Annotated in this window: 9 protein-coding genes; 6 read left to right on the plus strand and 3 right to left on the minus strand. The window is 67.6% G+C overall.

Translation table 11 applies throughout. The annotated features are described in order from the left end of the window. Nucleotides 1-22: 22 nt before the first annotated feature. The 5 genes from ACP59X_RS08425 to ACP59X_RS08445 all read left to right on the plus strand — a co-directional run bounded on the left by ACP59X_RS08425 (nucleotide 23) and on the right by ACP59X_RS08445 (nucleotide 8926). Entirely contained in the window at nucleotides 23-2374 is a 2352-nt protein-coding gene (locus tag ACP59X_RS08425) for a mechanosensitive ion channel domain-containing protein (protein WP_428567783.1), read from the plus strand. After that, the gene (locus ACP59X_RS08430; protein WP_428567788.1) at nucleotides 2371-3492 is read left to right on the plus strand and encodes a transporter substrate-binding domain-containing protein; all 1122 of its coding nucleotides are present in this window, start codon (nucleotides 2371-2373) and stop codon (nucleotides 3490-3492) included. The genes ACP59X_RS08425 and ACP59X_RS08430 overlap by 4 nt, the downstream gene beginning before the upstream one ends. Before the next feature lie 192 nt (nucleotides 3493-3684). Continuing rightward, nucleotides 3685-4905: an efflux RND transporter periplasmic adaptor subunit gene (locus ACP59X_RS08435; protein WP_428567791.1), complete on the plus strand. Its 1221-nt coding sequence runs from the start codon at nucleotides 3685-3687 to the stop codon at nucleotides 4903-4905. Between the two features lies 1 nt (nucleotide 4906). After that, on the plus strand, nucleotides 4907-7984 hold the full coding sequence (locus ACP59X_RS08440; RefSeq protein WP_428567794.1) for an efflux RND transporter permease subunit: 3078 nt from the start codon (nucleotides 4907-4909) through the stop codon (nucleotides 7982-7984). Between the two features lie 81 nt (nucleotides 7985-8065). After that, complete coding sequence (locus ACP59X_RS08445) at nucleotides 8066-8926, plus strand: delta(1)-pyrroline-2-carboxylate reductase family protein (RefSeq protein WP_428567798.1); 861 nt, start codon at nucleotides 8066-8068, stop codon at nucleotides 8924-8926. On the opposite strand, the gene ACP59X_RS08450 is transcribed toward ACP59X_RS08445, so the two are convergent. Beyond that, on the minus strand, nucleotides 8923-10893 hold the full coding sequence (locus ACP59X_RS08450) for a monovalent cation:proton antiporter family protein (RefSeq protein ID WP_428567803.1): 1971 nt from the start codon (nucleotides 10891-10893) through the stop codon (nucleotides 8923-8925). The two genes, ACP59X_RS08445 and ACP59X_RS08450, sit on opposite strands and share 4 nt — an antisense overlap. Nucleotides 10894-11126: 233 nt before the next feature. After that, complete coding sequence (locus tag ACP59X_RS08455) at nucleotides 11127-11609, minus strand: MarR family winged helix-turn-helix transcriptional regulator (protein WP_428567806.1); 483 nt, start codon at nucleotides 11607-11609, stop codon at nucleotides 11127-11129. A 219-nt stretch (nucleotides 11610-11828) separates the two neighbouring features. On the opposite strand from ACP59X_RS08455, the gene ACP59X_RS08460 reads away from it, so the two are divergent. Further along, nucleotides 11829-13559 (plus strand): cation:proton antiporter, encoded by a 1731-nt coding sequence (locus ACP59X_RS08460; protein ID WP_428567810.1) that lies wholly within the window; start codon nucleotides 11829-11831, stop codon nucleotides 13557-13559. Nucleotides 13560-13652: 93 nt separating this feature from the next. Here the strand turns inward: ACP59X_RS08460 and ACP59X_RS08465 are convergent, their stop codons facing one another. Beyond that, the gene (locus tag ACP59X_RS08465) at nucleotides 13653-15137 is read right to left on the minus strand and encodes an MFS transporter (RefSeq protein ID WP_428567814.1); all 1485 of its coding nucleotides are present in this window, start codon (nucleotides 15135-15137) and stop codon (nucleotides 13653-13655) included. Nucleotides 15138-15140: the final 3 nt, after the last annotated feature.

Consider the following 15140-nt stretch of genomic DNA (forward strand, 5'->3'; position numbering starts at 1 on the left):
TTTTTCACGGAGCCACCAGCGCATGCATGCCCCGACCCGCCGCCGCTTCCATCCGCTTCTCCCCTGGATCTGCTGTTGCCTTTTCCTGGGCCTTGCCCGGCCGGCCCCTGGCCAGGATACCAGCCTGTGGCGGTCCATCAGCGACGGCCTGCGCCAATCCATCGCCCTCAAACGCCAGGAACTGAGCCGTATCCGCCAGGCCTTGCCCGACGAAAAGGAGGCTCTGGACACGGCCCTGGCCGATGTGAGCAGCCGCCTCGACCAGATCCTGCTCCTGCGCGGCGTGGCCGGGGAGACGCCCTGGGCGGCCCGCAGCCTGCTGATGCAGTTGCGCGAACTGACCCTGGCCGTGGATACGGCCTGCGCTGCGCTGCTCGACATGCGCGACGCCCTGTCCCGGGCCAAGCAGGAATACGCCGTGGTGCGCCAGGTCCGGGAACAAAACGCCAGCCGCGAGTACGCCGACCTGGTCAACGAGGAACTGGCCGGCCCCGGCCGCGACTTCAAGGAGCTCAAAGGGGAGGTCGACGCCACCAAGGCCGCCGTGGACACGGCCCTGAGCCAGGCCGACAGCCTCAAGGCCGATATCGAGACCGCCCGCCAGGAGGAAGTGGAACGGTTCATCACGCTTTTCCGCCAGGCCTATTTCGATTCCTCCGGCTCCCTGCTGCGCCTGTCCAACCTGTCGGGCATGGTGGACGATGGCGTCCAGTGGCTGGACGCGGCGCCGCGTTTCTGGCGCCCCGTGGCCAACTGGACGATCTGGGAGCGCTACCTGGCGGCGGCGGTGGCCTATTTTCTCCTGGGCCTTGGCCTGGTGCGGCTGGCTGCCCGGCGTTGGCCGGCCCTTGCCACGGGGCGCTGGCCGTCGTTTGTCTGGCTGGCCGCCGGCCTGGCCCTGTTCACGGCCCGGCAGACGATCCTTTTTGCCGGCAACCAGTTCACCTCCCTGGCCTGGGTGGTGGCGGTCGCCTGGGGCGTGACCGGGCTGTTGGCCGGCGGCCCCGGGCTTAGGACGCTGCTGGCCTGTTTCACGGCCACCGTGGCCCTGGACGCGGCCAACGTGCCGGCTTCGGTGGCGGGGGCGTTCCTGCCGGTTTTGGCGGCCCTGGCCGTCTGGCGGTTGCGCCGGTTGGGCGGCAGGGCGGTTGGTTGCGACATGGCCGTGCTGGTCGCGGCCGGTGTGGCCGGCGTGTTGGGCTACGGCCCGCAGGGCGTGGCCGCCGTCCAGGCGCTTTTCATGCTGCATCTGGCCCTGGGCGTGGCCGGAGCGGTTCAGCGCGGCCTGGATGCGCGGGGGACGGGCGGCCGGGGGTCCCTGGCCGGCCTGGTCTCGCCCCTGGCCGCGACGCTTCTGGCCACGCTCTATGTGGCCTGGGTGCTGGTCTTTCTCGGTGGGCCGGGGCTTATGGATTACGTCTTCGGGCTCAAGTTCACCATCGGCCGGGTGACCGTCTCCCTCGACGCGGTCTGCGGGCTGCTGATCGGCTTTTTTCTGCTGCGACTGCTCCAGGCCTGGTTCACCCGGCTCCTGGGCCTGGTGCACCTGCGCGGCAAGCCCATCGACCCCGGGCTGGCCCACACGTTGGGCGCGGTGTTTTCCTACCTCACCTGGGTGCTCTTCCTGCTGTTCGCCCTGCATCTGTTCGAAGTACCGCTGGGCGCCTTGACCTGGATCGCCAGCGGCCTGTCGGTGGGCATCGGCTTCGGGCTCAAGGACATCGTCAACAATTTCGTCAGCGGCCTGATCATCATGTTCGGCGGGGCGGTGAAAAAGGGCGACATCATCCAGCAGGGCAAGAACATCGGCGAGGTGGTGGATTTGTCCGTGCGCAACACCATCATGCGCACCCTGGACAACACCACGGTCATCATCCCCAATTCGAGTTTCCTGCGCGGCGAGATCGTCAACCTCTCCTACCAGGACGCCACCCTGCGCCTGGCCATTCCCGTGACCGTGGCCCCGGGCACCAAGATCAAAAAGGTGCGCAAAATCCTCGTCGCCATCGCCAAGGAGCATCCGGGCGTGCTCAAAAAACCCGCCCCGGAAGTCCTCATGAACACCATCGGCCGCCTGGGCCTGGAGTTCATCCTCTATGTCTGGATCGGCAACTTCATGGAGAAGTTCCAGATCCAGTCCGAACTGGCCACGGCCATCGACCAGCAGTTCCAGGACAACAAGATCCTGGTGGCCTTCCAGAGCGTGAAGGTCAAATACAAGCCCAAGGGAACGGAAGCCATGCAGTTGGAAGCCCTGCGCGAGGAACTCAAGCAGAAACGGGCCGCCGTGTTCGGCAAGACCAGGCGCCTGCGCCGGGTCCATGCCCGCCGCCGCTGGCCGGTGGCGCCCGTGGCCCATGGGGAGGAGGAATGAGGGGGGTGGCGGTGCGGATGGCGGTCTGGTGCCTGCTTGGGGTGATGTGGCTCGGCGCCGGGGCAGGCCGGGCCCTGGCCGCGGCGGAGGCCGGGCCGGCCCCGGGGCAAGGCAAGCTGCGGGTCGGGGTGGTGGTGGCGCCGCCGTTTGTCGAGAAAAGCGCCAAGGGGCTGTACCAAGGCGTGGCCATCAGCCTGTGGGAGGACATCGCCCGGGATGCCGGCTGGTTGTGGGAGGTTCGGGAATACGATCTGGAGGACCTGATCGAGGCCTTGCGGGCCGGGAAGGTCGACGTGGGCGTTTCGGCCCTGTCCATCACCCCGGAACGCGAGGGGGAAATGGATTTCTCCCAGCCCTTTTTCTACACCGGCCTTGGCATCGCCGTGCCGGCCAAGCATTCCTTCGCCTTCATCGACTGGCTGGTGCAGCGGGTTTTCACGGCCCAGGTGCTTGGGTACGTGGGCTCGCTGTTGGCCTTGCTGCTGCTGGTCGGGGCAGTGGTCTGGGCCATCGAGCACCGGCGCAACCCCGAACACTTCCGTCCCGGCCGCCGGGGCATCGGCGACGGCATGTGGTGGTCGGCCGTGACCATGACCTCGGTGGGCTACGGCGACGCCACGCCCAAGACCCTGGTCGGCCGGGCCGTGGCCCTGGTCTGGATGTTCGCCTCGGTGGCTTTGTTGGCCTCGTTCACGGCCGGCATGACCTCGCTTTTGACCCTGGACAGCCTGGGCGGCAAGGTACATGGCCCGGACGACCTGCACCGGGTCCGCACGGGCGTGGTGGCCGATTCGTCCGCAGCCGAGGAGTTGATGAACAACCACGTGGGCGTGTCGACCTATCCGAATCTGGAGAAGGGGCTGTTGGCCTTGGTCGGCGGGGAACTCGACGCCTTTGTCCACGACAAGCCCTTGCTGCATTACAGCGAACTGCATGGGTATACCGGTCGTATCCGCGTCCTGCCGGGCTTTTTCGATCCGCAGTTGTACGGATTCGCCTTTCCCCAGGGCTCGCAACTGCGTAAAAGCGTCAATGTGGCCTTGCTGCGGCGCATGGAGGACCAGCAATACCGCTTGCGTCTGTTCGGCCCCTATCTCGGCAAGGGCGCCGTCCACTGATGCCGGTGGCTCCTTGGCCCTGTCCGCACCGGGCTGTTGTGTCGGGCCTCGGTCGTCACTGCGCGGTAATCGTCGTGAATTCCTTGACTAAGTCCCGAGAATAGGCAACGAGGGAACGATCCCCCGCCAAGCGCTGCACGAGTCGGGGCGGCGGCGTCCATCGCGCGCATCCAGCCAAAGGAGACCGCATCCATGCCAGTTTCGTTTGAGCGTTGTTCCGGCGCCGCGCCGCGCCATGTGTTGCTTGCCCTGGCCCTGTGCGCGGCCTGTGCCCTGGCCGGTTGCGACCGGGCCAAACCCAAGGCCGAGACGCCATCGCCCGTGGAGGTGACCGTCTACGAGGCCAAGGCCAGCACCGCTCCCCTGGCCGTGGACGGCATCGGCCACGTCTACGCCTACAATACCATCAGCCTGCGCTCCCAGGTCACGGGCGTCATCCGCAAGACGCTTTTTGCCGAGGGCGACGTGGTGGACAAGGGCAAGCCGCTCATCGTCATCGATCCCGATTCCTACAAGGCCAAGTACGACGAGGCCGTCAGCACCCTGGCCCGCGACCGGGCCATCGCCGCCCAGGCCAAGCGCGAATGGCTGCGCTACAAGGAACTCGTGGCCCAGGCCGTCATCAGCCAGGAGGACTACGAGCAAAAGCGCACCACCTACCAGCAGGACCTGGAGCAGGTCCGGGTGGACGAGGCGGCCGTGGTCAACGCCAAGGTCAACCTCGACTACTGCTATATCAACGCCCCCACCACCGGTGTGCTGAGCCTGCAGCAGTACAAGACCGGCAACCTCGTCGAGGCCAACAAGGATATCATCGTCACCCTCAACCAGATCGAGCCCATAAACGTCCAGTTCGCCGTGGCCGAGAAATACCTGCCCGACATCCGCGCCTACGCCGCCAAGGGCAGCCTCGCGGTGGAAGCCCGCTACCCCAACCATCCCGAAAAGGCGGCCAAGGGCAAGCTCACGGTCATCAACAACACCGTGGACGTGAGTTCCGGCACCATCACTTTGCAGGGCGAATTCCCCAACACCGACCGGTTCCTGTGGCCCGGCCAGTTCGTGGACGCCTCGGTCGTCCTGGCCGAAACCGCCGACACCCTGCTCGTGCCGTCCAGCGCCGTGGCCCAGAACCAGGACGGGGCCGCCCTTTTCATCGCCAAGCCCGACAACACCGTGGAGATGCGCCGCGTCACCGTGGGCCGCAAGATCGGCGCCCAGACCGTCATCGAAAAGGGCCTGTCCCCCGGGGACAAGGTCATCACCTCGGCCCAGATCAAGCTCTTCCCCGGCGTGCCCGTGAAGGTCGTGGACAGCCAGACCTACGACAACGGCCCGGTTACGCCTGAGGCCGTGGCCGGCAAGGACAAGTCGGCCTTGAGCCCGGCCGGCGGCAAGGACCAGGGGAAGTGAAATGACCGACCTTTTCATCAAGCGTCCGGTCGCGACCACGCTGCTGATGGCCGCGCTGGTCTTTTTCGGCGTGGTCTCCTATTTTTCGCTGCCCATCAGCGAAATGCCGAGCATCGACTTCCCCACCATCCAGGTGACGGCCTCCCTGCCCGGCGCCGACCCCCAGACCATGGCCTCGGCCGTGGCCACCCCCCTGGAGCGGCAGTTCACCTCCATTTCCGGCCTGCAGTCCATGAGCTCCAGCAACTCGCTGGGCACCACCACCATCACGCTGCAGTTCGACCTGTCGCGCAATATCGACGGCGCCGGCACCGACGTGCTGACCTACATCAACGCCGCCCAGGGCAGCCTGCCGAGCACCATGCCCGCGCCGCCGACCTTCCAGAAGGTCAACCCGGCCGACATGCCCATCATCTACATCCGCGTGGCCAGCGACACCATGCCGCTTTTCCGGGTGACCAACTACGCCAAGGTCTACATCGCCCAGCGCATTTCCATGATCAACGGCGTGGCCCAGGTGTCGGTCTACGGCGACCAGACCTATTCGCCGCGCGTCCAGGTCAACCCGGACAAGCTGGCGGCGCTCGGCATCGGCGTGGACGAGGTGGCCAGCGCCTTTAGCAACGAGACCGTGATGCTGCCCACGGGCTCGCTCTACGGCCTCGAACGCCTGTTCACCATCAAGGCCCAGGGCCAGCTCACCAGCGCCACGGCCTACAACCGCCAGATCATTGCCTACAGGAACGGCAAGCCCGTGCGCCTCCAGGATGTGGGCCAGGCCATCGATTCCACCATCAACGACAAGAACGCCGCCTTCTTCGACCAGCAGCAAGGTATCGTCATCGCGGTCAAGCGCGCCGCCGGCACCAACACCATCCAGCTCGTCCAGGCCATCCGGGCCATGATGCCGAATATCGAGGCCACCTTGCCGCCCTCGGTCAACGTGGAATTCCTCTACGACCGCTCCGTCACCATCAAGGCCGCCATCGACGACGTCCAGTTCACCCTGCTGCTGTCCATCTCCCTGGTCGTCATCGTGGTCTACCTGTTCCTGAAAAACCTGCCCGCCACCATCATCGCCTGCCTGGCCCTGCCCACCTCGCTCATCGGCACCCTGGCGATCATGGTCATGTTCCACTTCTCCATCGACACCCTCTCGGCCCTGGCCATCATCCTGGCCGTGGGCTTCGTGGTCGACGACGCCATCGTCATGATCGAGAACATCGTGCGCCACACCGAGATGGGCAAGAAGACCATGCAGGCCTCCCTGGACGGCGCGCGCCAGATCGGCTTCACCATCATCTCCATGACCCTGTCGTTGGCCGTGGTCTTTATTCCCATCATGTTCATGGCCGGCATCCTGGGCCGGGTGCTCAACGAGATGGCCGTGACCATCACGCTGTGCATCATGGTCTCGGGCTTCGTGACGCTCTCGCTGACGCCCATGATGTGCAGCCGCTTCCTTTCCGGCAAGATTTCCGAGTCCGGCCGTTTCTTCAAATGGATCGAGCATGGCTACGAAAGGAGCCTGCATTTCGCCCTGCGTTGGCGCTTCGGCGTCATGGTGCTGTCCGTGGGCATCCTGGGCCTGACCTTCTGGCTGTTCACCATCATCCCCACGGGCTTCATCCCGGCCACGGACTCGGGTATCTTCTACGCCTTCGGCATGGCCGAGCAGAGCGCCTCTTTCGAGACCATGAAGGAACGCGTGCTCAAGGTCGGCCGCATTTTCATGGCCGACCCGGACGTGTTCAAGTTCATCGGCGTGGTCGGCGTGGGCGGCCCCAACACCTCCATGAACAACGCGGCCATGTTTCCGCTTCTGGCCCACCTGGACAAGCGCAAGCGCAGCGCCCAGCAGATCATCGACGACCTGCGCCCGAAACTGGCCCAGCTGCCCGACATGTTCACCTTCATGTACAACCCGCCCTCCATCCAGATCGGCGGCAAGCAGACCAAGGCCCTCTACCAGTTCACGCTGCTCTCCCCGGACCCGGACGAACTCTACCCCGTGGCCCGCAAGATGACCGTGTCCATGCGCAAGCTGCCGGAGATCACCGACGTCAATACCGACATGCAGATCGACGGGCCGCAGGTCTTCATCGACATCGACCGCGACAAGGCCAAAACCCTCGGCATCAGCGCCTCCTCCATCGAAACGGCGCTCATGACCGCCTATTCCGCCCGCCAGGTCACCAACCTCTACGGGTCCACCGACACCTACAAGGTCATCGTGGAGGTGCAGCCACAATTCCAGCGCCGGCCGGACCTGCTCAACAAGCTCTACGTGCGCACCGGGTCCACCGATTCCAACGGCAACCCCATCATGGTGCCCTTAAACGGCATCGTCAAAATGACCGAGGGCGTGGGGCCGCTGGTCGTCAACCACACCGGCCAGCTCACGTCGGTGACCATCTCGTTTAATACCGCCGGCAAGTACTCCCTGGGCCAGGCCGTCACGGCCATCCAGAACCTGGCCAAAACGGAGCTGCCGAGCAACATCAGCTACATCTTCGAGGGCCAGGCCACGGCCTTCAAGCAGTCCCTGGACAGCGTGCCGTTCCTGCTGTTTTTGGCCATCATGGTCATCTACCTCATCCTCGGCATCCTCTACGAGAGCTTCATCCATCCGCTGACCATCCTGTCGGGCCTGCCCTCGGCCGCCCTGGGCGGCCTGGTGACGCTCTTGGCCTTCGGCCGGGAGCTCGACCTCTACGGCTTCATCGGCATCATCATGCTGATTGGCATCGTCAAGAAGAACTCGATCATGGTCATCGACTTCGCCATCGAGGCCGAGCGCGAGGGCAAAACGCCCTTCGAGGCCGTGTTCGAAGGCTGCATCGTGCGCTTTCGGCCCATCATGATGACCACGGTCGCGGCCATTGCCGGCATCATGCCCATCGCCCTGGCCATCGGCGCCGGGGCCGACGCCCGCCAGCCCCTGGGCCTGGTCGTGGCCGGCGGCCTGGTCATTTCGCAGATGGTCACGCTCTACCTGACACCGGTCTTCTACACCTACATGGATCAGCTCCAGACCTGGCTCGTCGGCCACAAGGACGAGAAGGACGGCCCGTTGTAGGGCGTGTCGGGGAGGGGCAGGGGGAATACCTCCGGCGGCCAGGAGGGGCACTGCCCCTTCTGGGCCTCCCGAAAGGGGGGAATGGTGTTCGATTATTTCGCGTTATCCGAGGCCATCGCCGAGGTGCTGCGGGCCAGGCAGGCGGGTCGGGCGTTCGCGCCCGAGCGGTTGGCCGTGCCCGTGCCCGGCGGCGTGCTGCTTGCCATGCCGGCCGCCGACGAGGCCGTGGCCATTGTCAAAAACATCACCGTGCATCCCGGCAACCGGGAGCATCCCGTCATCCAGGGCGAGGTGCTGGTGGTCGCGGCGGCCACGGGCGAGAAGCTCGCCGTGCTCGACGCCAAGGAACTGACGGCCCGGCGCACGGCAGCGGTGAGCCTGCTTGCGGCCCGGCGGCTGGCCCCGCGCCCGGCCGGCCCCTTGTGCGTCATCGGCGCCGGCGCCCAGGCGAAAACCCACATCGAGGCCTTCCGCCAGGGCCTGGGCGTGCGCGACATCCGCCTGGTTTCCCGCAGCCGGCCCCGGGCCGAGGCCCTGGCGGCCGCATTGGCCGGGCAGGGGATCGCCGTGCGGGTCCTGGACGAAGCGGCCGAGGCTGTTGCCGACGCGTCGCTGATCGTCACGGTCACGACCAGCCCCGAGCCGGTTTTCCCCGACGCCGTGCCGGCGGACGTTTTCGTCGCGGCCGTGGGGTCGTTCACGCCGCATGCGGCCGAGGTGCCGGCGTCGCTCGTTTCCCGGGCCGCGCTGTTCGTGGATGATATGGCCTCGGCCAGGGTCGAGGCCGGCGATTTCCTGCGGGCCGGGGTGGACTGGGCCACGGTGACGGCCCTGGAGGACGTCCCGGACGCGGCTCCAAAGCAGCCTTCCGGCCCGGTGGTCTTCAAGACCGTGGGGCATGCCCTGTTCGATCTGGCCGCGGCCAAGCTGGCCTGCCGCTAGGCGTCCTTGCGAAAAAGCCCCGCCCCGTCTTTCAGCGCCTCGGCCGTGCCCATGACGTAGAGCCGGTCGCCGGGGGTAAGCAGAAACGGGCCGTCGGGGTTGGGCACGAATTCCTTGCCGCGCCTTGCCGCCGCCACGGTCAGGTTGTGTTCGCGCCGCAGCCTGGCTTCCTCCAGGGTCAGCCCGGCCAGGGGCGAGGCCGCATCCACCGTGAAAACCGCCACATGCAGCCCGGCCAGGGACTTGTCCGGCGAAAATGGCGCCATGGCGGCCAGGGACTCGGGCAGCATGGCCCGATAGCCCTCGCGCCGGATGTCCTGGGCCATGCGCTCGATGTCGTCGCGCGGCACCATGAACTTGGCCAAAACACGCGCGAACACCACCAGCGAGGCCTCGAACTCCTCGGCGATCACGTCGTTGGCCCCAAGGTCCAGCAGGGCCTGGATCTCGGAATTGAACCGCGTGCGGGCCACGATGTAGAGCGCCGGACTTAATAACCGGGCGATCTCCACCGTCCGCCGGGCCGCCGCCGCGTCGGAGATGACCACGGCCAGGGCCTTGGCCTCGGTCACGCCGATATGTTCCAGCACGCCGGGCTTGGAGGCGTCGCCGAAATGGATGGGTTCGCCCTTTTGCCGTTCGTTGCGCACCGTGTCCGGGTTCATCTCCAAAATCACGTAGGGGATCTCGGCCGCCTTGGCCGCCCGGGCCAACTGCCGGCCGCCGGCCCCGAAGCCAAGGATGATCATGTGGCCGGTCAACCCCGGGACCGGCGGGGCCAGCGGCGTTTCCCGGGCGCCGAGCAACCGGCACAGCACGAGGGAAATGCGCGGCGCGGCCTTGATGATAAACGGTGCCAGCACCATGGTCAGGATGCTGGCGGCCAGGAACTTCTGGTAGAGGTGCTCGGAGATGACGTGGCGGTCGAAACCGGCCTTGGCCAGAATAAACGAGAATTCGCCCACCTGGCAAAGGGCCAGGCCCACCAGCACGGCCGTGCGCGTGGGGTAGCCCAGGATGCGCGTGGCCGCGCCGGCCAGGATCGCCTTGACCACGAGCAGCAGCGCCGTGGCCCCGAGGATCTGGCCGGCATGCTCCATGGCCGGGGAGAGGTTGACCAGCATGCCGATGGAAATGAAAAACAGCGAGGTGAAGACGTCCTTGAAGGGCAGCACCGCCTCGTGCAGGTGTTCGCGGTAGTCCGACCCCGAAAGCAGCAGCCCGGCCAGGAAGGCGCCCAGGGACAGGGACAGGCCGATGGCGGCCGTGAGCAGGCTCACGGCCATGCAGATGCCCAGGGCCGTGAGCAGGAACAGTTCGCGGCTGCGCGTGCGCACGATGGCCAGCAGCAGGCGGGGCATGAGCTTTCGCGACAGGAGGACCAACAGCACCAGCACCAGCGCGCCCTTGCCCACGGTGAAGACGATGGAATTGGTGAAGCCGAAGGTCCGGCCGGCCAGAAGCGGCACGGCCAGGGTCATGGGCACGGCCAGCAGGTCCTGGAAGATGAGGATGCCCAGGCTCACCCGGCCGTGCGGCGCCTCCATCTCGGCCCGCTCCTGGAGCGTGGTCAGCACGATGGCCGTACTGGACAGGGCGGCCAGCATGCCGAGCAGGACGCTGGAGCCGCCGGAAAAATGCAGGACAAACAGCGGCACACTGAAAAAAAAGGCCCAGGTCAGGGCCATCTGGGCCGTGCCGCCGTAGAAGACCGGGCGCTTCAGCCGGGACAGGTCGGCCAGGGACAGTTCCAGGCCGATGGTGAACAGGAGCAAAATGACGCCGATTTCCGAGAGGATTTCCACGTCGTGGGCCGAGCGCACGAGCCCCAGGCCATGGGGGCCGCAGACCACCCCCGTGAGCAGCAGGCCCACCAGGGCCGGGATTTTCAGGCGGTGGCAGACGAGGATGACGATGACGGCCAGGCCGAAGATGATGGTGACATCGGGAAGCAACGGTATGTCCATGGGCGGAGTATGACGAAAAGGCAAGGGAATGGAAAGGGAGGGCCGGGGGCCGGGCCGGCCGCCGGGGCTCCGACCGGGCGGCTCGCGTCACGGTCAGCCGGCACCGTTGCCGGGAGGGGCCGTGGCCCGGTAATGCGCCACAGTTGGCGGGAGGCAGTGTGGCTTGGTGATGTGGCGCTGCCGGGGAGTGGGGCCGTATGGCCTGGTGATACGGCGTTGCCGGCGGGGCGGCCCTAGAGCTTGAAATCGGCCCGGGCGGCGTCCATGCACTGGCGCAGCACTTCCAGGGAGGACAGGAAGGATTCGCGGCGCTCGGGCTCGACCTTGTCCAGCATGCTGCGGAAAAGGCTGACCAGGAAGGCCCGGATCTCCTCGCGCATGCGTTTGCCGGCCGGGGTCAGGGAGAGCAGGGTGACGCGGGCGTCGGCCGGGTCCGGGTGCTTTTCGATGAGCCCCTGGCGCAAAAGCCCGGTGGTCACGGCGGTCACCCGGCTTTTGGTCACGCCCAGGCGCCGGCCGAGTTCCCCGGGCGCCAGGTAGCGGGTCTCGCCCAGGGCGACCACGGCCCGAAGCGCCGCCGGCGGCAGGCCGAACAACTCGCTTTGCATGGCGATGCGCGCCTGGCAACAGGCGAACAGGTTTTCCACGGCTTCCTGCAAGCGGCCGGCCTGGCGTTTGAAGGTCTCGGCATCGGTGACCGGAACGGCGACATCCATATGAAAATCCTAAAGGAAGGAGCCCGCGGCTGTCAATGCGCGCCGCCGTTCCTGTTCCGGGTTGCCTTGGGGTGGAGGTTTACGCTAGCAAGGAATACATGCAAAAAGCACAACTGTTGCGCAACAGGCGGGGCGTTGCCGGCGCATTTGGGCATCGCGGCCTGGTCCCCGGCGCCATGGCGAGCCGCCGACGGGACGGTGCCGCCAGCCGGAGGCCCCATGTCGCATGAAATGAGCCTCATCCTGACCCTGACCGGCGGCCTGCTGGCCGCGCTGGTCCTGGGGCTTGCGGCCAAGCGGCTGGGCATGTCGCCCATCGTCGGCTACCTGCTGGCCGGCTTCGTCATCGGCCCGTTCACTCCGGGCTATGTGGCCGACGGCGAAATCGCCAACCAGTTCGCGGAAGTGGGCGTGATTCTCCTCATGTTCGGCGTGGGCCTGCATTTCCACCTCAAGGACCTCATGGCCGTGCGGGGGGTGGCCGTGCCCGGGGCCATCGCCCAGATCGCGGTGTCGGCGGCGCTGGGGGCCGTGGCCTCCCATGCCCTGGGCTGGTCCTGGTCGGCCGGCATCGTCTTCGGCATCGCCATTTCCGTGGCCAGCACCGTGGTCCTGACCCGGGTGCTGGCCGACAACCGGGTCCTGCACACCCCCACCGGCCACATCGCCGTGGGCTGGCTCATCGTCGAGGACCTCTTCACCATCCTGGTCCTGCTGCTGCTGCCGGTTTTTTACGGCCCCAGGGAGGCGGGCGGGCCGGGGCTTGGCCTGACCCTCGCGGTGGCCCTGCTCAAGCTCGGAGGGCTGGTGGCTGTCGCGGCCGTGGCCGGGCGGTGGCTTTTGCCCCGGTTTTTCGGCCACGTGGCCCGCACGGGCTCCCGGGAGCTTTTCACCCTGGCCGTTTTGGCCGTGGCCCTGGGCCTGGCCGTGGGCGCGGCCCTGGTCTTCGGCGCTTCCATGGCCCTGGGCGCCTTCTTGGCCGGCATGATCGTCGGCCAGTCGGAATTCGGCGCTCGGGCCGCCTCGGACGCCTTGCCCATGCGCGACGCCTTTGCCGTGCTGTTCTTCGTGTCCGTGGGCATGCTCCTCGACCCGGTCACGGTGCTGCCCCAGTGGCGGCTGGAACTGGCCACCATCGGCATCGTGCTCGTGGGCAAGCCGCTGGCCGCCCTGGCCGTGGTCCTCGCGTTGCGCCGGCCGCTGGCCGTTGCCGGGGCCGTGGCCGTGGCCCTGGCCCAGATCGGCGAATTCTCCTTCATCCTGGCCTCCCTGGCCGCCGGGCTCGGCGTGCTGCCCCGGGAGGCCTTCAATGCCCTGGTGGTGGCCTCGGTGGTGTCCATCGTGCTCAACCCCTGGCTGTACCAGGGCACGGAGGCGCTTCTGGCCTGGCTTCGCCGCTCGGGCCGGTTCGGGGCGCGGCCGGCCGACGCGTCCACGCCCACCCAAGCCCACCGGGACGCCCACCGGGCCGTGGTGGTGGGCTACGGGCCGGTTGGGCGCACGCTGTGCCGCATCCTGCGCGAAGCCGGCATCGAGCCGGTGGTGGTGGAGATGAACATCGAGACCGTGCGCGCCCTGCATGCCGCCGGGCATCCCGCCGTCCACGGCGACGCCTCGCGGCGCGACATCCTGCACCATGCCGGTATCGAGGAGGCGGAAAGCCTGCTGGTCACCGCCTCGGGCCTGGACGCCCGGGAGGTCGTGGCCGCGGCCTTGGACCTGGCGCCGGACATCCGGATCGTCAGCCGGGCCGGCTATCTGTCCGAGGCAACGGCCCAGCGCCGGGCCGGGGCCCGGGCCGTTTTCGCCTGCGAGGGCGAGGTGGCCCTGTCCATGGCGGCTTGGCTTTTGGCCGCGCTCGGGGCCACGGACGAGCAGATCGACCGGGAGCGCGAGCGGGTGCGGCGGGAGCTGTTCGAGAAGCCGGACCCGGCCCCGGCGGCGGGGTAGCGCGTCGCGGCGAGTGTCGTTGATACCGGCCTTGGCCGCAGCCTCGTGGTCCGGCCCGGCAAGGCTGTCTGTCGCAACGCACCAAGGCGACGGTCAGCCGGCCGCCTGGTCGCGGGGTGCCTGGGCCTCGGCCGCCCGGCGGCGGGATTCGACGCGCCAGGCCAGAACGGCCAGGCCGATGGCCACCACGAGCAACGCCCCCAGCCAGCGGAACACCCCGGCCACGCCGGCGGCCAGGGCGTCGGGCGGGGCGCTGGTGAAATCCGCCCGCTGCCCGGTGTAGCCCGAGGTGAGGACCAGGGCGCTGAAAATGGTCCCCACCAGCGGCAGGCCCGTGGACTGGCCGAACACCCGGGCGTAATTGGCCAGCCCCGAACCCACGCCCAGGCGGTGGGGCGGAATCTGGCCCATGATGGCCGAATTGTTGGGCGCCTGGAAGATGCCGATGCCAAGGCCCACCGGCAGGGTGCGCAGCAGGTAGCCCCACCAGGGCGTGCGCGCCGTCAGCGTGCCAAGCGCCAGGCAGCCCCCGAGCAGGACCACGAGCCCGAGCAGGGAGATGCCCCGCGAGCCGAAGCGGTCGGCCAGGGAGCCGGAAACCGGCGCGGTCACGGCCATGGAGGCCGGCAGGATCATCATCAGGAGCCCCATTTCCGTCACCGACCGCCCCTGGGCCGACTGGAAGAAAAACGGCATGATGAAGCCGCTGGCGCCGGTAATGAACACCAGCACCGCCATGCACAGGGGCAAGGTGACCAGCGGGTTGGCGAAAAGCGACAGGTCGAGCATGGGCTGGCTGGCCCGCCGCTCGATGGCGATGAAGCCGGCCAGACCCGCCGCGGCCACGGCCAGCAGGGCCAGGGACGTCGGGTCGGTGAAGCCGTTGCGCTGCATGCCGGTCATGCCCAGGCAGTAGGCGCCCAGGGTCAGGCTGGCCACCACCGCGCCCGGCACGTCGAAGCGTTCGCCCGTGCGCACCGGCGGCAGGGCGGGCATGCGCCGGGCCACCACCCACAGGGCCACGATCCCCACGGGCACGTTGAGCAGAAAAAGCGCCCGCCAGCCGAAAAAGCCAATCAGTACGCCGCCCAGGGGCGGGCCGATCATCAGCCCCATGGCCACCGTGCCGCCAATGAACCCCAGCGCCCTTCCCCGGCTCGACGGCGAGGCGATCTGGGTGACGATGGCCATGCCAAGGGCCTGGGTCATGGCCGCGCCCACGCCCTGGAAGGCCCGGAAGGCGATGAGCCAGCCCACCGACGGCGCCAGGCCGCAGCACAGCGAGGCGATCAGGAAAATCACCAGCCCGGCGGAGAAGATGCGTTTCTTGTCGCGCATGTCGCCCAGCCGCGACACCAGTAGCAAGAGGCTCGCGATGACCAGCACGTAGCTCAAGATGACCCACTGGATGGCGGCGAAATCGGTATCGAGCACCGTAACCAGTGTGGGCAGGGCCACGTTGACGATGCTCATGTCCAGGGTGGCCATGAAGACCATGAGGTTGACCCCGAGCATGGCCAGGGCCGGCGAGGCGGTCGGGACGGCCGCCGGGGCCGCCCCCAAGGGCAGTTTTGACATGAA

This window comes from Solidesulfovibrio sp. DCME, assembly GCF_049995385.1.
GTDB lineage: Bacteria > Desulfobacterota > Desulfovibrionia > Desulfovibrionales > Desulfovibrionaceae > Solidesulfovibrio.